The organism is Mesorhizobium sp. LEGMi-168a, assembly GCF_058312955.1.
This window is the reverse complement of the sequence record NZ_JBZEGV010000011.1, coordinates 1-20975: the sequence shown is the minus strand read 5'-3', so window position 1 is coordinate 20975 and position 20975 is coordinate 1. Positions and strand designations below refer to the sequence as shown.

Below are 20975 nucleotides of genomic sequence, written 5' to 3'. Positions count from 1 at the left end.
GCAGGTAGATCTGCCGGAAGCCTGGGATCAGCAAGGCGATCCAATTCAACCTAGAAGAAAAAGTGTACGGGCATGATACCGTCCGAGATGAAGTGGGTGCGCGCGCTTGAACAGGAGAACCTGAGGCCTCTCACGACAGGCAGAGGGCGGAGTGTCTGTCGCGCACTGGTTTCTGACCCTTGCGGATCCGCGGGGACGAGCAGCAAGGCAGTCGCTCTCCCTTGGCAAGGCCGACACCGTAAATGTCGTCAAGCTTGTCACGAGTTTTGGCCAAATGGCCCACGAGCTTGGCGGTATCCAGGGCGCTGCCGCCCCCGATCGACACCACGACCTCGATGCCTCGCCTGCGGTAAAGCTCGGCAGCAGCCTCGATGACGTGCGAGGGCGGATCGGCCACGACTTCGTCGAAAACCGTAAGGTCCATCCCCACCACCGCGATCGCAGCCTCGGCCTTTTGCGTAAGACCCGCGGCGCGGACTCCCTTGTCGGTCACGAGAAACACGAAGACCTTTCAGAAACTGAATTTAGTGCACCAACATATAACCCGCCGCTTCGGCAAACTTCCTCTCCTCTCCCTTTCGGGTTCTGTGGCACTCCCGCATTTGCTGTGCGCATAGGCCTCGAGAGTCCAGATTGATCACGAAGCCCTACCAGATATTTTTTGCGACCGAATTCACAAACCCGAGGGGGTTCGAGTCCACGTTTTGGGTCGACACGGAAAAATATAATAATTTCAATATGTTAACGCAGAATTCTGGTAGGCCCGGAGGGATAAGGTTTTCCGTGAAGAGTCAATACGTTAGCGGATGGTTCGCCAACGAATATTCCTCGTATGATCTCGTATGGTCTGGCGAACCTAAAGATGAAGGGCAGGAATAAACGTCCCTTCCTCCGAGCACTGCGACCGGCATGTGCGTGGAGCGCCCTCCATTACTCCTCCCTGAACGCTCGACCGATCTGATCGGTTAAAGGCTTGACCAGATAGGAAAGCATCGTGCGGTTGCCTGTCGAGAAGAACACCTCGACCGGCATGCCGGGCGCCAGGGTCAGGCCTTTCAGCTTCTTCAGCTCCATGCGGGCGATACCGATGCGGACGGTGTAGAAACCTACCCCGCTGCGCTCGTCGAGGCTGAGGTCAGCGGAGATTTCTTTGACATTGCCATTCAATTCCGGCGTGACGCGCTGGTTGAATGCCGAGAATTTCAGGCCAGCTTCCTGGCCGAGCTTCAGTTGATCGATATCTTGCGGAGCTATCCGCGCCTCGACGGTCAGGTCATCCGCCACCGGAACGATGAGCATGACCACTTCACCCGGAGTGATGACGCCGCCCACGGTGTGGACGGCAAGCTGATGCACAACGCCGTCCTGCGGACTGCGCAAATCGATGCGCTTGAGCTGATCCTCGGCCGACACCTCGCGCTCGACGAATTCGGATATCTTGCTCTGGACATCGCGAAGTTCGGTCGCGACCTCCTTGCGCAGGTCCTGGTCGACCTGAATGATCTGCAGCCGCGTTTCGGCAATGCGGCCCTTCGCCTGAGCAATCGAGGCGGTGAGCTGACCGTGCTCACCTTTGAGCCGAACCGCATCGCGCTCGAGCGCGGTCAGGCGATCGATCGAGACGAGCTTCTGTTGCCAGAGCCTGCGGATGCTGTCGAGCTCGGTTCCGATCAATTCGATTTCCTGGCTTTTGGCGACCCGTTGCTCGGTCAGGCCAGAGCTTTCCTCGGAAAGCTGGGCGATGCGCTCCTCCAGCTGCGCCTTTTGGCCGGCCCGCGCCTGTTGGCGAAATTCGAACAACGACTGCTCGCCGGCCATCGCGCTTGCTTTTGCTGGGTTGTCCGGTCGTGACGTCAACGAAGGGGGAAACGAAATCTTCTCCTGGCCATCGCGTTCGGCTTCCAGGCGCGCGAGGCGAGCTTCGAACTCATCCAGGCCCTTGGTGACAATCGCGAGGTTGGCACGGGTGACGGTTTCGTCAAGACGCACCAGAACGTCGCCGGACTTCACAGCGTCGCCTTCTCGCACGAGTATCTGGCCGACAACGCCGCCGGTCGGATGCTGCACTTTCTTGACGCTGGAATCGACGACCAGCCTGCCGGAAGCAATCACCGCGCCGGAAAGCTCGGTGACGGCGGCCAGCCCGCCTCCACCACCGACGAGAAAGAGGCAAGCGGCGACGCCGCCAATGAGATAGCGGCGAATGGTCTTTTCGACTGTCGGAACCTCGGTAGCCATCAGGACGCATTCTCCTCGGCCGCAGGCACGACCTTCAGGGGAACTCCGGCCGGCCGCGTGACCTTGTTCAGGACCTCGTTCTTCGGCCCGAATGCCTGGACACGGCCATTGGCCATGACCAGGACCTGGTCGAGACTTGTCAGTGCGCTCGGCCTGTGCGCGACTACAATAGCAATGCCGCCGCGCGTCCGCACGCCTTGGATAGCTTCGGTCAGCGCAGCCTCCCCCTCGGCATCGAGATTGGAGTTCGGCTCGTCGAGGATGACGAGAAAGGGATCGCCGTAAAGAGCCCGGGCGAGTGCCACCCGCTGCCGCTGACCGGCCGAGAGCGCCGAGCCGGCTTCGCCGATCCGTGTTTCATAGCCCTCAGGCAGATGGGTCACCAGGTCGTGCACGCCCGCTGACCGCGCCGCGGCCAATATCTTGTCCGACGGAGCCTGCGGCTCGAAACGCGCTATATTCTCGGCGATCGTGCCGTCGAAGAGCTGCACGTCCTGCGGCAGGTAGCCGACATGCTTGCCGAGCTCTTCGGGCGACCATTGATCGAGCGTTGCTCCATCCAGCCTGACCGTGCCGCGCGCCGGCTGCCATATGCCAGCAATTGCCCGCGCCAGCGAGGACTTGCCGGATGCGCTGGGGCCGATGATGCCTAGCCCGGCTCCCTTCTCAAGCACCAAGCCCGCATCCTGAACGACCGTTCGGCGCTCGCCTGGCGGCGCGACGCTAATGCCTTCGACGGCCAGGGTGGATGCCGGCGCCGGCAACGAAACGCCTGTTGCGGCTTCGGGCAGCAGTGCCAGAAGCTGGGTAAGCCGCGCCCACGCCTGCCGGGCGCCAACAAAACTCTTCCAATGCGCGATCGCAAGTTCGATCGGCGCCAGTGCCCGGCCCATCATGATCGAGCTGGCGATCATGATGCCGCCCGTCGCTTCCTGATGGATAACGAGATAGGCGCCGATCGCCAGGATGCCCGACTGCAACATCATGCGCAGGATCTTCGATATCGTCCCAAGCGTGCCAGCCAGATCACTGGCCTTCGCATTGGTGCCGAGGTAGTCGGCATTGACGCCTGACCAGCGTTCGGCGATGCGCGAGCCGAAGCCCATCGCCTGCAGGACCTCGACATTGCGGCGCGTCGCCTCGGCAAGCGTGTTGCGCGCTGCCGCCTGGCTGTTCGCCTTTTGCGCCGGCTCCCTGGTTCGAGCCTCGGCGAGCAGTGTGAGCCCGAAGAGAACGACGGCCCCGGCCAAGGCTGTCATACCGATCCAGAAATGGAACAAGAAGCAGATGCCGAGATAGAGCGGCATCCACGGCAGGTCGAACAGCGCGGTCGGCCCGGCGCTGGAGAGGAATGACCGGACCTGGTCGAGATCGCGCAGCGACTGCAAGCCGTCGCCCCCGAGCTTGGTCCGCAGCGGCAGGCGCATGAGGGCGGCGTAGACCTTGCCGCTCATGCGCTGATCGAGCGCCATGCCGATGCGCACCAGGAGCCGCGACCGGATCAGCTCGAGAACACCTTGGAAGATGAAAAGCATTGCCGCGAAAATGGCGAGCCCAACAAGCGTCGGCACGCTGCGGCCGGGTATGACGCGGTCATAGACCTGCAGCATGAAGAACGAGCCGGTCAGCGCCAGCACGTTGACCACGCCGCTCATCAAGGCCACGCCCGAGAACGCGCGTTTGAATGACGCCAAAACCGCCACGAGCGTTGCCCGCGGTGGCTCGGCGGACTTGAGTTGCGTCGTCACCGTCACCTGACTTTCAACACAAACACTCAAACGGCGACGAACTGGAAGTCGTCCTGGTGAAGGTTCGCCAGCGCGACGTTCTTCAGGGTGAGCACATTGCCGGCGTCATGTGTAATAACCGTGTCGGCCCCCACCTGGGTCGCCGCCGCTAAAACCGAGGCGAAGTCGGCGAAGACATCGTTGTCGAACTGGATGATGTCCAGCGATCCGGCGCCGGCAACGAAGTCGGTGATCTTGTCGAGGCCGAAACCCGCCTTGAAGATGAAGGTGTCGCTTGCCGCTCCACCCGTCAGCGTATCCGCTCCGCCTTTGCCTTCGATCTTGTCTGCGGCTGTGGTGCCCACGATGGTCTCACCTGCGGCCGTCCCGGTGATTGTGGCAAGGTTTGCGAGAACGCCGTCAAGACTCCAGTCGTTGCCGCCGAGGGTGGTTCCGTCCTGGAACTGGATCTTCTCGACACCACCCTCTTGATCAAACTGGTTGTCAAGGCTGATTGTCTGATCGGTAGAGAGCACCCGTATGACCACATCTGTGAGATCATTGTATGGACGCTCGAATCGAACGTCCGCCTGATTGATCCCACTCAGAATCAAAGTATCAACATCGGTGCCCGTCGTGATTTCGCTAACTACGTCGTTGCCGTCACCGACGGCATAGGCGTAGCTGTCGTTGCCGGCCTGGCCGACTAGCACGTCATTTCCAAGGCCCGCCCTGATGTCGTCAACGCCCGCGGTTCCGGTAATCGTGTCGTTGCCTGTGGTGCCCCCGACATAACTAACATGGGCAATCATGTCGGCCCTTGCCCAAACGGTGCCATCGGCAAAGACGACCTTCTCAAGGCCCAGGCCGTTTGAGCCAGCAAGGCCGTTCCTCAGTAGCACTGAGCCACCGTCACCGGCACCGGGCGTGCTCTCGTCGATGACAATTGTCACGTCATTGCCGTTTCGCACCAGCGTCACCGAAGCAGCGTTGATATTGGTGAATGTCAGTCGGTCATTATAACCATTCCACGTATCTTCTGTGATGGTGTCGTTGCCGTCGCCGCGGGCGTAGACGTAAGTGTCGTCGCCGCCGCTGCCGTTGAGCGTGTCGTTGCCACCCTTGCCGCGTAGCGTGTCGTTCACGTTGAAGCCGGTGATGGTGTCGTTGCCGGACGTGCCCGCCTGATCGAGCAGCATGACCCGCATGGCGGCGCGCGTCCAGATCGTGCCGTCGGCGAAGACGACCTTGTCGACGCCTTGGCTGTAGAGATCTTCCAAGCTGTTCTTGAGAAGGATCGAGCCACCGTCACCGGCACCTGGCGAACTCTCGGCAACCACAACCGTCACGTCGATGCCATTGCGGACCAAAGAGACGGCGGTTGGGTTGATGTCGGTAAACAGCAATTGGTCGTTAGTGCCGCTTGATGTCCCGTCCGTGATGGTGTCGTTGCCGTCGCCGCGGGCATAAATGTATGTGTCGTCGCCACCCCCACCGTTGAGCGTGTCGTTGCCTCGCCGCCCGTTCAGGATGCCGGACGCGATCGTCCCCACCAAATTGTCGTCGCCATCCGTTGCGGAATCGGACACCGACATTTGGCGCAGTATATCCGTGTTCCAGACGACGCCGTTGTCGAATTCGATGGTTTCGATGCCATACTCATCGTAGTGGAAATTGCCACTTTGAGGGCCGGTGACGGTGAGGCTGCTGCCATCGCCTACACCGGTAGCGCTTTCGGCTATTTGAATGATAAGATTGCCGTTCGACCGAACGAAACTGGTCTTGGACGGGTCAATGTTATGAAGGCGAATACGGTCGTTCGACCCGCTCGCGACGACCGTCTCCAGTATGGTGTCATCACCGTCGCCGCGAGAATATTCATAAGTGTCGTTGCCGAGATAGCCCTCCAGACTGTCGTTGCCGGCACCGCCATACAACGTGTCGTTGCCTGACCGGCCATCGAGTAGATCGTCGCCCGCCCGCCGGTCAGAACATTGTTGGCCGCATCGCCGTGGATTTCGTCACTGAGGGCGGTACCCGTGACGTTTTCGATTGCCCGCAAAGTCGCGATGAGCCGCAGGCTTTCGAATTGCACCGACGGACCGTCGCTTGTCTTCGCTTCTCCCTGGTTCTCGACGAGGTCAACTCGGATTGCAGCACCAAAATTCGCGAACGTCGCTGTGTCGACCCCCGCTCCACCGTCAAACGCGTCGACGTCTCCTAACTCAGCGATGCTCATTGAGAGCGTGTCGTCACCAGTGTCGCCGAACAACAGATCGGCGCCTGCCTTACCATCGATGAAATCGTTGCCGCCACCGCCTTGGATCCGCTGGTCCAAATACGAGCCGATAAGCGTCTCGTTGGCGCTGGTCCCCGCGTAAAACGCCGAGCCCTCCTGCGCCCAATAGCGAATGTCCTCACGGTTCCAGATAGTGCCATCCGCGAATACGAAACGGTCGATGCCTTGGCCAACCGTACTCCGGCTCCAGAAGGCACCCTCATCGATGATTTGGGCTCCGGTCGAAGCTACCGAAATGCGCAGATCGTACCCGGAAACAGAGAGCGCGACATCCTCTGGGTTGATCCCATTCAGAATCAGCGTGTCCGTTTCCGAAAGGGAATGGGACCCGTCGAAAATGAGGTCGTTGCCATCCCCGAGATTGTAAATGAATGTGTCGTTGCCGTTGGCTGTGCCGCTGTTTGCGGAGCCGCGCACATAAGCGGAGATTATCAAATCGTCGCCCAGCCCGCCAACAAAAGTATCGTCGAAACTTTGACCGCTTTGGATCGTGTCGTTGGTTACGCCGCCTCGGTACCAGCCCTTCTCGCGGAGGATCGCCCTGTCCCACACGACACCGTTGGCGAACTCTATGACATCCACGCCCTGGGCAGCGCCGGAATAGTTCCAGTAAAAACCTTCATTGGTGATCGTCTGCCCCGTCACGATATCCTTGATAAGCAGATCGTCGCCTATTCTGGAAAGCTCACCTGATCGTCATTGATGTCGGTCAGGATCAGACGATCCACCTCGGACAAAGAATGAGAGCCGTCGAAGATAAGATCATTTCCGTCGCCACGGCGATAAATGAATGTGTCGTTGCCGTTGGCGGCGCCACCGTTGCTTAATCCTCTTGCGGAGGCCGATACGATCAGGTCATCGCCCAGCCCGCCGAAGAACGTCTCAGCCCAGGAACCATTGTCCTGCAGCAGATCCCGAGCGTCCGTGCCGCGCAACCAGGTCGCCTCGGCATGCGAACGCATCTGGGCACGATTCCAGACAGCGCCGTTGGCGAATTCGATCTGGTCGATGCCTTGCCCGACAGTACCCCAATTCCAAAAAAAGTCTTCGTTGATTATCGTCTGGTTGGTCTCGAACATCGTGATGACGAGATCGTCGCCGTTGAACGAAAGTTCCACCTCGTCAGAGTTGATGTCGGCAAGTACCAGCCGATCAGTCTCGCTGAAAGAAAAAGACCCGTCAAAGATGATGTCGTTGCCGTCGCCAAGATGATAGATGAAAGTATCGTTCCCGGTATCAGCACCGCCGTTGCCGGCGCCGCGCACACCGGCGGAAACAATGATGTCGTCCCCCTTGCCGCCTTCGAATATGTCGCTTTCTACACTCTTGTCCTGCAGATAGTCGGAGCCGTCGCCGCCATAGAGCTGATCGACACCTCCGCCGCCTAGCAGCGTGTCGTTCCCTTTTCCGCCATAGAGGATGTCGTTGCCGTTGCCGCCATCGAGATAGTCGTTGCCGTGTGCCTCTGGCGAGCCGGATCCTCCATAGCCGGGCATTGGTTCGTCGCCGAAGAGCAGGTCGTTGCCGTTGCCGCCCAGCAGAGAATCGTTGCCGGCACCACCTGTGAGGAAATCATTGCCGCCGCGACCGTCTACCGAATTGTGGCCGTCGGACTCGTGAAAAACGTCGTCGTAGTTGTCATTGCCCTGGGAGTCGACATAACCTGAAAAGACTTCATGAGGTCCGACGCCAGGCGGTGTTGGGCCAACTATGCGTCCAGAGTTGCCGAATTCATCGACAAAATAGGCCCATTGCAGATCGCCGTTAACGTACAAGGAGTTCGTATGAAACTCGCGGCCGAGATAATCTACGCCTGTCTTGTAGAAAATCTGCTGCCTTGAGAGCGTTGTCCCGCCAGCAAAGGTGATCTCGTCGATACCGAATGGCGTCTGCCCCCAATCCTCGATGAGATTGTCGGCACCTTCGAAAGAAGCGAGCGACGGATATGACCTCACCGGTGGATTCCACGGTGATAGCTAGACTGTCGCCAGAGTAGGAGAATTTCACATCAGTGACGTAGACGTCGGAGAGGACCAACTTGTCAATCTCCGTAGCATTGTTGCCGTAGTCTATGATCCCATCACTGCCGTCGCCTTTCTTCCAGAAATAGGTGTCGGCCCCAAGCCCGCCCGAGATCACGTCATTGCCATGCCCAGCTTCGAATGTGTCGTTCAACCCGGAACCCGCAAGCCCGTTCGCGCGATCGTCTCCTCTGATCCAAGCTTCCTTGACGATCGTTTGCCGGTCCCAGACGGCTCCGCTTGCAAATTGTATCTGGTCGATGCCCCAGCCGCGGTTGTTCCAGCCGTCAGCAGCGGTCGGGTTCCCGCTGTTCCGAAAGAACGACTGGTCGGCGATCACTTCCCCTGTTGCCAGGATTTTGATCAGCAAGGCATCGCCGGCGCGCGCGAGTTCCACGTCTGAAGGCATGATGTTGGCCAGCACCAGCCTGTCGTTTTCGGTTTTGACGCCACTGGTGTCGTTGATGACGTCGAATCCATCGCCCGCGGCATAAAGAATCGTGTCGTTGCCGCCACTGATCCGGATCTCGTCGTGGCCCTTGCCGCCCTGCAGAACGTCGTTGCCCGCCGTATCCTGAACGAGATTGTCGCGGCCATCGCCGACCGTGGTCGTATGGCTGCGGATCTGTTCGCGGTTCATGACCGAACCGTCGGCGAAGCGGATCTCGTCGATACCGCGGTTCTTGACGCCCCAATCGGCGAAGAAATCCTCCGTCACGATCTTTTCGGTCGTGCCCGAAATCTTCAGGATCAGGTCGTCGCCGACGCGCTCGAAAGTAAGGTCGCTCGCCGCAAGATCGGTAAGGAACAAAGTGTCCTTCTCTACCAGGGAGGTCGAGGAATCGCGTATATAGTCCGTGCCGTCGCCGCGCGAATAGACGAACAGGTCGCTGCCAGCTCCCGAAACCAGCAGGTCGTCGCCTTTGCCGCCGATGAAGAGACTGTCGCCTTCGGCTCGCACCATGCCGTCGGCGCCATCGCTGCCGAGCGCAGCCGTGCCGCCGGCGATCTCAGTGGCGATCAGGCGCAGATCGTGATCGGAGATCGTCGAAAGCACGGTGTTGGTGGTTGTCACATAGGCGGCTCGGTTGCCTTCGAAGGCTGCGGATACCACGCCATTCAGCCCACTGATTGACTTGGCCAGATATTTTGCCGCTGCGCCTGCGCCGTCTGGCATCATCCCCTTGATGAGGTCGAGCACCATGCCGACATTGCCGGGCGTTTCCGGCGGCGTGGTGCCATCGGGCCACTCATGGCGGAAATCGAGCAAAGCGTAGAAGAAATATGGGCTCTCCAGCGCGGCGGTCAGGTCGCCACCCCTGGCGATCGTGCTGCCGACAGTCTGCGCCAGGAAGGCGGTGAGCATCGCATCAACAATCTGGTCGAAACTCGCCTCGATATTGGCGCCAAACTGCTCCGTCGTCGGGGAGGTCGTGGTCTGCTGCCCGGCATAGACTTCCTTGTATTCGACGCCGAAGAATTTTTCGACGAAGGCCAAGTGCTGGGCATCGACATATTGTCCGCGCGACCCTTCCGCGACGCCGCCCACCGACGCCCAGCGCAGCAGCAGGTCTTCGAAAGCTGCGCGCAATTGATCGGGCGAGATGGTTGCCGCAGCGTCAGCCAGCGCAGTCCAATCCGCCTTGAAAGCGCCGTCCTGCGTGGCTTTCCATGCGATCGAATTGATTTGGCCGGAGCCCGGAAGCTGCGGCAGTTTGTCGACGCCCTCGGCTGGCGTGAAGTTTGGGGTGTTGTCGGCACGTGTATCCTGGCGATCGGTCTGGAAATAGATCGTCTGCGCCGTCCCGGTCGTTCCATCGGCCCGCGTGAACGTGCCCCCGTAACCGACATCATGGCCCGCATTGGTCCCGGAAACATCGGTGCGCGTCAGCGAGATCGAGACGATGCCGGCTTCCGCCAGCGTCACCATTTCGCCCGTATCGACCGCGCCGTCCTGGTCCAGGTCCTGCCAGACCTTCAGCGTGCTGAAGACTGCGTCGGATGTATCGATCTTGCCATCGCCATTGGTGTCAAAAGTCTCCAGAACGGCGAAGCCGTCTTGTGTCGAGGAACCAAAGAGCTCGGATGCGCCATCGACAATGCCGTTTCCGTTGGCATCGCGGACAAGGATGCCATCATCCGGTGAAACCCAGCCGGTTCGCTCGGCAAAGCCATCGCCGTCGTAGTCGAAATGGATCGTGGAGCCAGCCAGCGGTGATAGTTCGACGCCATCGCCGTCTAAATCGAGAGCAAGAGGGTCGTGAATCGTATTGAATAGGGGCGACAGGATCGAGGCCCAAGCGAACGCTGCAATGGCGGCATAGGGCCCTCCCAGAGCGAATCCATACATTGCAGCCAGCAAAGGGCCTTTTAACGACTCCAAGATGGCCGGCGCAGCCTCGCTAAGCGGGGTCAGCACTGTATTTGTGCTACCGGCGCCATAGGAAAAATTAGTTACAAATCCCCCCTGAACGCCGATGACTTGGCCATTCGATCGCAGAAGACCGGCGCTAACTGGACTTGCCAGGTACCCAAAGCTACCAGGCCCTTCCAGTGCACCCACTCCAAGGCCGTCGCGCAACACAAACACATCAACAGAACCGTCAACGGGAATAACTCCTACACCGAGCCCAGAGAATGTCGTTTCAGAATAATACCACTGACCTGTAAGGCCGTCGCGCACGAACGCCCTTTGAAAGCCGAGTTCACCAACTTCTCCAATGGAAGTTGTGATACCTATACCGAATGTCTTCATAATTTTCCCCCCAAAAAATTAACGGTATCAACTGTATAAAAATAGACTAATGGCCGCTACTATAAGAATGATGTGAAAAGCTACATACGCAGCCTGCATCGTGCCGCTAGACGCGCTTCGCCACTTCATCGTTACGGTATCAAACAAATCGAAGCGCCAAAAAATATAAAGTGCCGCAATCCCGCATACTACGATCACGCCCAGCAGCATTGTTAGAACCCGTGTTGTGTTAGTCTACGCCAGTCGAATGCAAATCCGCTCTCGCGTGCAGAGTTTTCATTTCAAAATTGGAACCACGCTTTTGTGAGGTTGCAGCGATTATCGTCGCACTAGCCCCTGCAAATCGGTAACATACCCGTGATCGACTGTTAAGACCCTGATGTGGGCCACCACGAAATATTTCCGAAGTTTAGCCAAGTCTAATTTAACAGACGACTTACCGCGCCGATCCGAGGCGAATACACGACTGCGCGAAGACGCGCACGCAAGGTATATGTCGCCTTTTGTTCTTATTTTCGCATGTTTCGGAGGCGGTGTGCTGTCGCTGCTGCTAGCGCCACCGTCCGGATGGCCCTTTTCCCGACAAACCATCGGCCACCACGCACGTAGACACGAAGCTCCGAGTCACCCGACTTTGAGTCGACTGGCGATCCCCTTGCTCGCCGTGATCCATCTGCTACATCCGATGGGCCTCGGGAGCCCACCATAAATCAACAAAATCAATGGGATGCCCAGAGGTTCGCCGATATTGACTTGGCTAACCCAACCAAAATATGATGCTAAGTCATTGATAAATAATGATAATGGTGGGCCCGGAGGGCAAATCACGGCCATTGATTTCATTGCCTTTTTCGTGGGCTAAATCTCCAAGTCTTCCCGCATTGCTCCGTATCGTTCCGCGCCACAAAACGCCGTGCACTAACTCAGCAATGCCTAGAAGGTCTTATCTGGCACGAAGCCCCCACATCTTGTCTTGCCGCAAAGGCCACCCTCTGATTCCTAATCTGTAGGTCACAGGTTCGATTCCTGTCGGGATCACCAATCTTTTCAATGGGTTGGCGAGAAAGCCGCCGTATTTCTTGCTCGAGACTAGTACGGCGAATTTCGCAGATCCTATGGTTCTGGCACGGTCAGCGATGGCCGCGCGACTTGAAATTGGGATGTTCGTTGCAGAGAAATGCAAACCGGATTGCAGTCTGCGCTGGAGATCTATGAAACCGCTCTAAGCGAAGGAAGAAGGAGAAGCGCTTCAGGTTGCTAGCAGCGGCGGCTACTTCCGATGCAGGCGCAAACTGGACGGCTAGCTAGGACTGTCTGGAACGGGGCCGGAAGCAGTCAGGCAGCTTTGGGGCGCGAGAATTCAAGAGCCGACATTCGGGTTGGCGGAGGCATTGTCGCGGCCCTGACTTGAAGCGGCCATTCGCACCCAGGTTCTAAGCTCAATCAGTTCGTTAGCACCATCCTGCGAAGAACCGTGACGGGCGAGCTACGCGTTACATTAAGAAGCCGGGAAGATCCTCAGCCCAACGCCCACCGATTGGCACCACTGAGAACGCTGAGACCACGAGATGATAGAACTCTAACATGCGCCATTAAAATCAATAGCTTACATGACATTTTGTAAATTGTGGAGGGTCACTGAATGCTCGTAAATTCGATGTGATCGATGTTCCGAATTCGCAGACCTTGAGCGGCCTGTAGCAGCCGCCTGCTACCGGCTAAACAATTTTTTGTGCTAGCCAACGAATGGCGAACCTCACCGAGGTCGTGTAGGGTCAGAAAAAGAAGATGCGATCCAGGCACGAACAAGCCGGGTGAATCTGGGAGGATTCATGGTCGAAATCATCTCCAAGCGGGATGGCCCGCGGCGCGAGGATGTTCAGGTCAAGCGACTGATTGAACAGAACCGCTCGACGATTGTGCGCCTTGCCGACCAGATCAGCGACGGCGGCTATTCGGCATCCAGGAAACCACGCCAGAAGCCTAAAGCCGAAGGCCTGATCATTCATGTCGGCGGTGGTTCGCCAGTCGCCGCCGAGGCAGATCCATCCATCCGCGTCACCATCAATGGCCGGGTGATCTCGGTGGACCGCAATACTGGCCGCCAACTCCATCATATCGGCGATATCCGCAACCGGGGCGGCGAACAGGTCTTTGTCCTGGCGACGAAGCAGAACGGATTCTTCTCGCCGGTCGATGAAAGCTTGGCACAAGCGCTGGCCGATCTGGACGGATCCCGGCTCGCGGTCACCTACACCGAAGAACAGCTTGCTGCCGACATCGGAGTGAAACTCGGCATCGCCTAACGCATCTTGCGAACGACCGTACCGGGCGTGCTCAACGCTCGAGACTGCAGCCCGACAGCATACAGAAGTACCGTGCCCCCAAAGGTTCTGTGATGACTGAATGAAACGCGGGATCGACGCCAACCAGATGAAGACCGGTGCTCTTCCGGCGCGCGCGCCGATGGCCACCGGACAGCTGGTATTGGACACCGTCGACTATGACGAGCGCGCCACCATGCGCGCCTGGGAAAACTTTCTGTCCGACGCGCCGAAATGCGCGCGCGATCCAGTCCAGGTCCGCTCGCTGATCCACGATTCCTGGTACCGCAGCGCCACTGGCGGGATCAACGCGCAGGGTGTCGAGGCACCTCTCAACAGCAATCGCGACGAGATCGAGTATCTAACCCACGCCAACGCCGAGTTGCTTTCGGCGGCGCGGCGGCCGTTCGCCTCTCTTGGCCCGCTGCTGGAAGGGACGGGAGCGATGCTAGTGCTCGCCGACAGCGACGGCGTGCTAATCGAAGCCATCGGCGATAAGAAGACCCTGCATGACGGCATGGACATCCATCTCGCAATCGGCGGCAAGTGGAACGAGGGCGCTGTCGGAACCAACGGCATCGGCACCGCGCTCTGGACCGGCGAACCGATCTTCGTCCATGCGGCCGAGCATTTTTGCGCTGGCATCAAAGGCTGGACCTGCGCCGGCGCGCCGATCCGCGATCCACTGGATGGGAAGATCATCGGCGTCGTCGACCTGTCGGGCTATTCACCGATCTTCCGCCCCCACAACACCGCGCTTGTCGCCGCCACCGCCAGGCAGATCGAAAAGGCGCTGGCGGAGCAACAGCAGGAACAGCGCACCCGCCTGCTCGAAGCCTTCATTTCCTCCGCACCTGGCTACCGCGGAAAAGACGGCTTGGTGATCGTCGATCATCGGGGCCGGGCGATCTTCTGCAACAACGTCCCCAATGGCGACATGACGGAGATGGCAGATGGCCCGATGGAGCCGGGCTGCGGTCGCTGGCTCATGAACCTGCCGGCGTCCGGCTCCGACAGCGATCTCGCCAAGGCATTGCCGGCGCACCTGCGGTCCTGCCATGTCACGCCCCTGAAGCTGGACGGCAATCTGAGCGGCGCAGCACTGGTGTTCCCGGCCGCCCCGGTCGTTTCCGGCGTGGCGGTGATCAACAGGGAGGCGAGCAAACAGCTGCAGGCAGCGACGTCGATGATCGTCGGCGAAAGCGAAAAGCTGCTGGCCGCCATCGATGTCGCCTCGCGCGTGGCCCGGTCGAGCGGCGTCACATCGCTGCTGATAGAAGGCGAAACCGGGGTCGGCAAAGAGCTGTTCGCGCGGCTCGTCCATGCCGGCAGCCGGCGTACGGAGAATGACCCGTTCATCGCCATGAATTGCGGCGCCATCACCAAGGAGCTGTTCGGCAGCGAGTTGTTCGGCCACGTGGCCGGCGCCTTTACCGGCGCCTCTCGCGAAGGCAAGGCGGGCGTTTTCGAGCAGGCCAACGGTGGCGTGCTCAGCCTCGACGAAATCGGCGAGATGCCGCTCGAGATCCAGCCGTTCCTGTTGCGCGTGCTGGAAGAGCGGATCGTCCACCGCATCGGCGACAGCAGGGGCCGGCCGGTGGACGTCCGCCTGGTTGCCTCAACCAATCGCGATCTCAAGCAGGAAGTCGCGGCCGGTCGCTTCCGCAGTGACCTCTATTACCGGATCGGAGCCGTCTCGATCCGCGTCCCCGCCCTGCGCGAGCGCGGCGACGACGTGCTGTTGCTGGTCGAGCATTTCAATCGCCAGATTGCTGCCAAGGTCGGCAACGAGCCGCTGGAATTTTCAAGCGACGCGCTCGACGCGCTGCTCGCCTATCGTTGGCCGGGCAACGTGCGCGAGCTGAAAAACCTGGTGGAGCGCCTGCATATCTTGGCGCGCGACAGCACCATCAGCCTTCAGGACCTCCCCTGGGAAATCACAGCGGGGAATCGCGACGACACGACCATGCACAACGATCATCCTGCGGCCATGCTCAAGGCGCCGGTGTTCACATTCGAGGATGCCGAGCGCCAGGCGATCAGGAACGCCCTTGCAGCGGAGAACGGCAATCTGAGCAAGGTCGCTCAGAGACTCGGCATTTCGCGCCCGACCCTTTATCGCAAGCTCGAGCAATACGGCATCCGGCGCGGCTTCGTCTGACATCTGGCAAAGAGAAAACCCATAGCATTCGCGCCATGGGTTTGGGGAAATGCTGACCTGCAGGATCGAGCCGGCCCCCCAAGGGCCGCTGATCAGGCGGCCTGCGGCGCCGGTTCGCCCGCACCGACCATGCCAGCGCGCAATGCAAGGCCCGCAGCGGCAGCACCGAAACACGGCGCAACGATATAGAGCCAGAGTTGCGACAGCGCCGTCCCGCCGGCAAACAACGCCGGGCCGAGCGAGCGGGCGGGATTGACCGAAGATCCGGACACCGCAATGCCGGCAAGATGGATAATGACCAGCGTCAGCCCGATCGCCAGTCCGGCCAGGGGACCTGCGCCGCCTTCGGCGGTCGCACGAAGGATGACAACCAGAAACAGGAACGACGCGACCGCCTCAAACAGGAACGCCGAAGTCACCGAATAGGCCGACCAGCCGTTCTGAGCAAAACCATTCGCGGCAACATCATAGCCACCGCCCTTGCCTTCTACGATCACATAGAGCACCGCCGATGCGACGATCGCCCCCAAACATTGCGCGACGACGTAGCCGATCAGATCGTTCGGCTTCATCCGGCCGGAGACGAAGAAGCCGAGGCTGACGGCCGGATTGAGGTGTGCTCCCGAGATCGGTCCGATCGCATAGGCCATCGCGACCACCGAAAGCCCGAACGCCATGGCGACGCCCAGAAGGCCCACCTCGGCGCGCATGAAAAGAACCGTCGCGCAACCGAAGAACACCAGCGCGAAGGTCCCGACGAATTCACAGATGTATTTGTTCATTTTCCTCTCCAGGTAGTAGCGGTCTGGACCGGCGGCGCTTCTCCACACGGCATCCGGTCCAGGATTTTTCAGGGAACGATGACGCCGCGGCCGGTGAACCGCCGGTTCTTGAAGTCGTCGAGGGCGGTGTTGATGCTGGCGAGGTTGTACTCGGTGTAGTGCATCTTCACCTTGCCGTCGGCGTTGAGCTCCATCAGTTCGACCAGCTCGGTGAAGTTGCCGACCAGGCTGCCGCCGATGTTGATCTCCTCGATGACCAGATGCGCGGTCGGCACGTTGACGGCGCCGCCGTAACCGACCACGAACAGCTGGCCGCCCTTGCGCACCATCTTCCAGCAGATGTTCTCGACGCCGAGCTCGCCGACGAAGTCGATGACCACATGGGCGCCGCCGCCGGTGATCGCCTTGACCTCCTCGATGACGTTCGGCCCGCCATCGAGCACGAAGTCGGCGCCGAGATCCTTGGCCAGCACGCGAGCCGCCGGCTCGCGATCGACGGCGATGATGCGGCAGCCGGAAATCGCATGCAGCGACTGCAGCGCGATGTGACCGAGCCCGCCGATGCCGAGCAGCACACAGTAGCTGCCCGGCCGCAGAAGCTTCGCGGCTCGCTTGGCGGCGCGGTAGGCGGTAATCCCGGCATCGGCCAGTGGCGCCACCTCGATCGGCGTGACGTTGGCGTTGAGCTTGATCAGCGAGCGCTCGCTGGTGATGAAGTATTCGGCGAAGCCGCCATTCATGCCGAGGCCCGGGAACTGGCCGTTGTCGCAGTACATGTCCTCGCCGTGGCGGCAGTTGAGGCAGATGCCGCAGGAGCGGAACGGATGGCAGATCACGGCATCGCCGCGCTTGACCGACCTGACGCCGCTGCCGACCTCCTCGACCCAGCCGGCATTTTCGTGCCCCATGATGTAGGGCAGAAGGCTGCCGTCGGGATCCATGGTCGGCTTCCACACGCCTTCGATGATGTGGAGGTCGGTGCGGCACAAGCCGGCGGCGCCGACGCGCACGATCACCTCGTCCGGCGCGGTGATCGTCGGTGCGGCGACGTCCTCGATCTTGAGCTTCACGTTCATTTTCGGATCGTATTCGTAGAGTCTCGCAGCTTTCATCGTCGTGTCCTCTCGGTTCCGGGAATTGTTTCAGGCGCGGCCAAGCTTTTCCGCGCCGCCGCCGAGCGCCGGCCCGGCGGTCGGGTCCTCATCCTCGGCGAGGTCGCCGATCAATGTTTCGGTGGTCAGGATCAGCGTCGCCACGGAAGCCGCGTTGGCGAGCGCCGTATAGGTGACGCGGACGGGGTCGATGATCCCGGCCTCGAACATGTTCTGGTAGCTGCCGGCGGATGCGTTGTAGCCGTAGCCGCCGTTGATGCGCGTCACCTCGGCCACCACGGCTTCGGGATCGGCGCCCGCATTGGCGGCGATCCGCCATAGCGGCCGTATCAGCACCGACCGGACCAGGCGCACGCCTTCGGCGACGTCGCCGTCGACATCGGCCGCCACCTTGTCGAGCATCGGCGCGACCTGGGCAAGTGCCGAACCGCCGCCGGCGACCACGCCTTCCTCGGAAGCCGCGCGCACCGCATTCAGCGAATCCTCGATCAGCTGGATCGTCCGCTTCTGCTCGACCGGCGTGACGCCACCGGCGTAAAGAATCGCGGTGCCGCCCGAGAGTTTGGCCAGGCGCTCGCGCAGCTTGTCCTGCTCGATGTTCGGCGGCGCGGCCTCATACTGCCGCTGCACCTGAGCGCGCCGTGACGCGATCGCGTCATGGTCGCCGCCGCCGCGAATGATCGTGGTGTAGGACGAGCTGGTCTTCACCCGGTCGGCGGTCCCGAGATCGTCGACCGCGATGTCCTCCAACCGACCGCCGAGGTCGCGGGCGATCACCCTGCCGCCGGTGATGATCGCCAGGTCCTCCATCATCGCCTTGCGCCAATGGCCGTATTCCGGCGGATGGACGACGAGGTACTTGCCGGGTCCGTGCTTGCCGAGCAGCGTCACCACGACTTCCGGCGACACTTCCTCGGACACGATCAGGAGCGGCCGCCCGGCCTCGTCGGCGATGCGGCGCGCGGCTTCGAGCGCTTTGGGCTCCTTGATCTTGAGATCGGTCATCAGGATGAACGGCCGCTCCAGCACGGCCTCCATCTTCTCCTGGTCGGTCACCATGTGATGCGAGAGGTAGCCGCGGTCGAACGACATGCCCTCGACCACGTCGAGCGTGGTCTCGGTGGTTACGCTGAAATCGGTGGTGATGACGCCATCGACCCCGACGCGCTGATGCGCTTCCGCCACCAGCGCGCCAAGCTTGCTATCGGTCGCGGCAATGTTGGCGACCGATGCGAGTACGCCGTTACCGTTGGCGGGCTTGGCCGATGCCTTGAGGGCCGCCACCACCGCCCCTACGGCAAGCTCGATGCCCTTGCACAGATCGACGGATTTCGCGCCGCGCTCATTCGCGTCGATGCCACCCTGGATCAGCGCATTGGCCAGCACGATGGCGGTCGTGGTGCCGTCGCCGGCGACCTCGTTGGTCTGCATCGACACCTCTCGGACAACCTGCGCGCCCATGTTCTCGAAGCGATCGTGGAGCTCGATCTCCGACGCGATGCTGACGCCGTCGCGGGTCACCATCGGCGTGCCGATCGGCCGGTCGATCATGGCATTCATGCCTTTGGGACCGAGCGTAGGCTCAACGGCCGTCGCCAGCCGGAAGACGCCACGGGCAAGGGCACGGCGCGCCTCGGAATTGTGAAGCATAATTTTGGGCATGACTCCTCCTTCCGCCTTACGGGCGGTTTGTTGGTTGGGGGCCTCGTGCGAAGGAGGCCGTTGCTTTCGGTTCTGCTTAGGTGACCGGCGCGCTTCGCTCCGGCACGCGGTACAGGATGAAATCGACCAGCGTCGGCTCTCCGTCGATCACGTCCAGTTCCTTGTATCTTGCCTGCTTGAGCCCACGGCAAAGCGCGCCATTGAACTCCATGTTGATGCGCACGGCACGCAGTTCGGCGAGATAGGCATCGAGGTCCGCGGGTGGGATTTGCCGCCCCTCCCACGTGACGAAGACAGGATTGTCCTGCCTTCGCGCCGGAAAGCGCTCGACCAGCGCTGCCCGGTATCTCGCCTTCTGGCTGGCTGCGTCGCCGGACCCGAGCCGGGCGACGTCATACGCGGCCAAGTCCATGCCGAGGATCTCGCGATCCGTCAGCCCTTGCTTTCTTAAGCTCAGCAACACGGCTTCCTGGCGCCGCTTGAACGCCTTCTTGCTGAAGGTCTCGCGCAACGCGCCGATGTCCTGGTCTCCGGCAAGCCCGGCGAATATTTCGCCAAAAGTCTTGCCTGCCTCGATGCCGCGATTGACCTCTTCCGCGAACATGTGATCGTGCAGCTTGACCCGATAGGCGGGCGACCAGGAGAGCTGGTCGAGCGCCTTGCGCACGCCGTCGAGCATGAGGAAGGCGAAATTGGGCGAGCACCAGTAGGTCGGCAGGCGGAAGTCGACCTCCACGCTGCCGTCACTGCTGACCTCGGCCCGCTCGACGAAGCCCATCTCGGTGACCGGTTCGTCGAGCTCCGGGTCGTTGACCTCGCCGAGCCGCCGCCAGAGCTCCTTCTCGCGGCTGCCGGAAACGTTGGCGGTTGCCATGGTCCCTACTCCGCCGCGATGCTGAAGGGCGAGCTTGCGAGCGCCTTCTTCTTGGCATCGATGTCGATGTTGTAGAGGCGCGCGGCGTTGAGGCCGAGGATCTTCTCCTTGGTTTCGGGCGTGAGATCGACGCCCCGCTCCTTCTTGATGTCCTCCGGCAGCTCGTAGGCCCAGAAGCGCTCGACCAGCCAGCGCGGCGTCCAGATCGCATAGTCGGAGCCGAACAGGATCTTCTCCGGGCCGATCCAGAACAGCAGCTCGGCGATGACCTCGGCGAAATAGCGGGGGCGCGAGTGGATGAAGGGAAGCGCCACCGCCAGGCCGCCATAGACGTTGGTTTCCTGCGTCGCGATCCAGCAGAAATCGTCGAGGCGCGGCAGGCCGCAATGCTCGACGATCCAGTTGAGCCCCTGGAAATCCGTCGCCGCATGGTCGACGTCATGCACGTCGAAGGCATCCTTGCTGAGCGGGATGATCGTCGGGCCCTTGTGGACGTGGATGTTCCTGATGCCGAGCTTCTCGCACAGCTCGAAGCATTTGTAGGCATCGGGATCGGTGAGCCTCCAGCCCTTGGAGGCCCCATTCCACTCGGCCGTGTACATCTTCACGCCCTTGATGTCGTAGGTCTCCTTCATGAAGTGGATGTATTCCAGCGCCTTCTCGCCGTCGCGCGGATCGAAGGCGCCGTTGACGATGAAGCGCTCCGGATAACGCTTGGCGACCTCGGCGTTGCGCTCGATCGTGTTGAAGCCGTTCTTGTAGAAATCCTTCAGATAGGTCGACTGGACGATCGCCACGTCGTCCGGGCCGTCGATGAACAGGTCGCGATAGAGATCGTCGGCGCTGTATTTCTCGAACTTGCCTTTCTCCCAGAGCTGCTCCTTCGGGCTCAAGCCCGTGTGATAGGCATAGAAGCAGTCGATGAACTGCTTGCCGTGGATGTTCTTCTGGTTTTCCGGGCTGCCGTCCCAGAAATGGGTGTGGCCGTCGACCACGAAGATATCCTTGCCTTCAGGTGTC

The 20975-nt window shown here is 60.6% G+C and carries 12 protein-coding genes and 2 pseudogenes; 2 read left to right on the top strand and 12 right to left on the bottom strand.

Annotation, left to right across the window (positions count from 1 at the left end; all coding sequences use genetic code 11):
- Nucleotides 1-190: 190 nt before the first annotated feature.
- The 7 genes and pseudogenes from AC4FWB_RS16265 to AC4FWB_RS16235 all read right to left on the bottom strand — a co-directional run.
- Nucleotides 191-502: pseudogene (locus tag AC4FWB_RS16265) on the bottom strand (iron-containing alcohol dehydrogenase); the annotation flags it as partial.
- A 428-nt stretch (nt 503-930) separates the two neighbouring features.
- On the bottom strand, nt 931-2238 hold the full coding sequence (locus tag AC4FWB_RS16260; RefSeq protein WP_491027232.1) for an HlyD family type I secretion periplasmic adaptor subunit: 1308 nt from the start codon (nt 2236-2238) through the stop codon (nt 931-933).
- Nucleotides 2238-3986, bottom strand: coding sequence for a type I secretion system permease/ATPase (locus AC4FWB_RS16255; protein ID WP_491027410.1), 1749 nt, complete (start codon nt 3984-3986; stop codon nt 2238-2240). Before AC4FWB_RS16255 ends, AC4FWB_RS16260 begins: the two co-directional genes overlap by 1 nt.
- Nucleotides 3987-4012: 26 nt before the next feature.
- Complete coding sequence (locus AC4FWB_RS16250; protein ID WP_491027231.1) at nt 4013-5902, bottom strand: calcium-binding protein; 1890 nt, start codon at nt 5900-5902, stop codon at nt 4013-4015.
- Nucleotides 5903-6219: 317 nt separating this feature from the next.
- A pseudogene (locus tag AC4FWB_RS16245) lies at nt 6220-6921 on the bottom strand (calcium-binding protein); the annotation flags it as partial.
- Nucleotides 6922-6935: 14 nt separating this feature from the next.
- The gene (locus AC4FWB_RS16240; protein ID WP_491027230.1) at nt 6936-8039 is read right to left on the bottom strand and encodes a calcium-binding protein; all 1104 of its coding nucleotides are present in this window, start codon (nt 8037-8039) and stop codon (nt 6936-6938) included.
- Nucleotides 8029-11040 (bottom strand): SPM autocatalytic domain-containing protein, encoded by a 3012-nt coding sequence (locus AC4FWB_RS16235; RefSeq protein WP_491027229.1) that lies wholly within the window; start codon nt 11038-11040, stop codon nt 8029-8031. The genes AC4FWB_RS16240 and AC4FWB_RS16235 overlap by 11 nt, the downstream gene beginning before the upstream one ends.
- Nucleotides 11041-12872: 1832 nt before the next feature.
- Here AC4FWB_RS16235 and AC4FWB_RS16230 point away from each other — a divergent pair.
- Together AC4FWB_RS16230 and AC4FWB_RS16225 are read left to right on the top strand one after the other, a co-directional pair.
- On the top strand, nt 12873-13346 hold the full coding sequence (locus AC4FWB_RS16230; protein ID WP_491027228.1) for a hypothetical protein: 474 nt from the start codon (nt 12873-12875) through the stop codon (nt 13344-13346).
- A 100-nt stretch (nt 13347-13446) separates the two neighbouring features.
- Nucleotides 13447-15525, top strand: coding sequence for a sigma-54-dependent Fis family transcriptional regulator (locus AC4FWB_RS16225; RefSeq protein WP_491027227.1), 2079 nt, complete (start codon nt 13447-13449; stop codon nt 15523-15525).
- A 92-nt stretch (nt 15526-15617) separates the two neighbouring features.
- On the opposite strand, the gene AC4FWB_RS16220 is transcribed toward AC4FWB_RS16225, so the two are convergent.
- From AC4FWB_RS16220 to AC4FWB_RS16200, 5 genes are all read right to left on the bottom strand, one after another.
- Nucleotides 15618-16307: an aquaporin gene (locus AC4FWB_RS16220; protein ID WP_491027226.1), complete on the bottom strand. Its 690-nt coding sequence runs from the start codon at nt 16305-16307 to the stop codon at nt 15618-15620.
- A gap of 68 nt (nt 16308-16375) precedes the next feature.
- On the bottom strand, nt 16376-17419 hold the full coding sequence (locus tag AC4FWB_RS16215) for an NAD(P)-dependent alcohol dehydrogenase (RefSeq protein ID WP_491027189.1): 1044 nt from the start codon (nt 17417-17419) through the stop codon (nt 16376-16378).
- 30 nt (nt 17420-17449) lie between these two features.
- The gene (locus tag AC4FWB_RS16210) at nt 17450-19081 is read right to left on the bottom strand and encodes a molecular chaperone GroEL (protein ID WP_491027225.1); all 1632 of its coding nucleotides are present in this window, start codon (nt 19079-19081) and stop codon (nt 17450-17452) included.
- A gap of 76 nt (nt 19082-19157) precedes the next feature.
- Complete coding sequence (locus AC4FWB_RS16205) at nt 19158-19955, bottom strand: iron-sulfur cluster assembly protein (RefSeq protein ID WP_491027224.1); 798 nt, start codon at nt 19953-19955, stop codon at nt 19158-19160.
- A gap of 5 nt (nt 19956-19960) precedes the next feature.
- Nucleotides 19961-20975: amidohydrolase family protein (locus tag AC4FWB_RS16200; protein ID WP_491027223.1), on the bottom strand; the 1015-nt coding region annotated here is incomplete at its 5' end.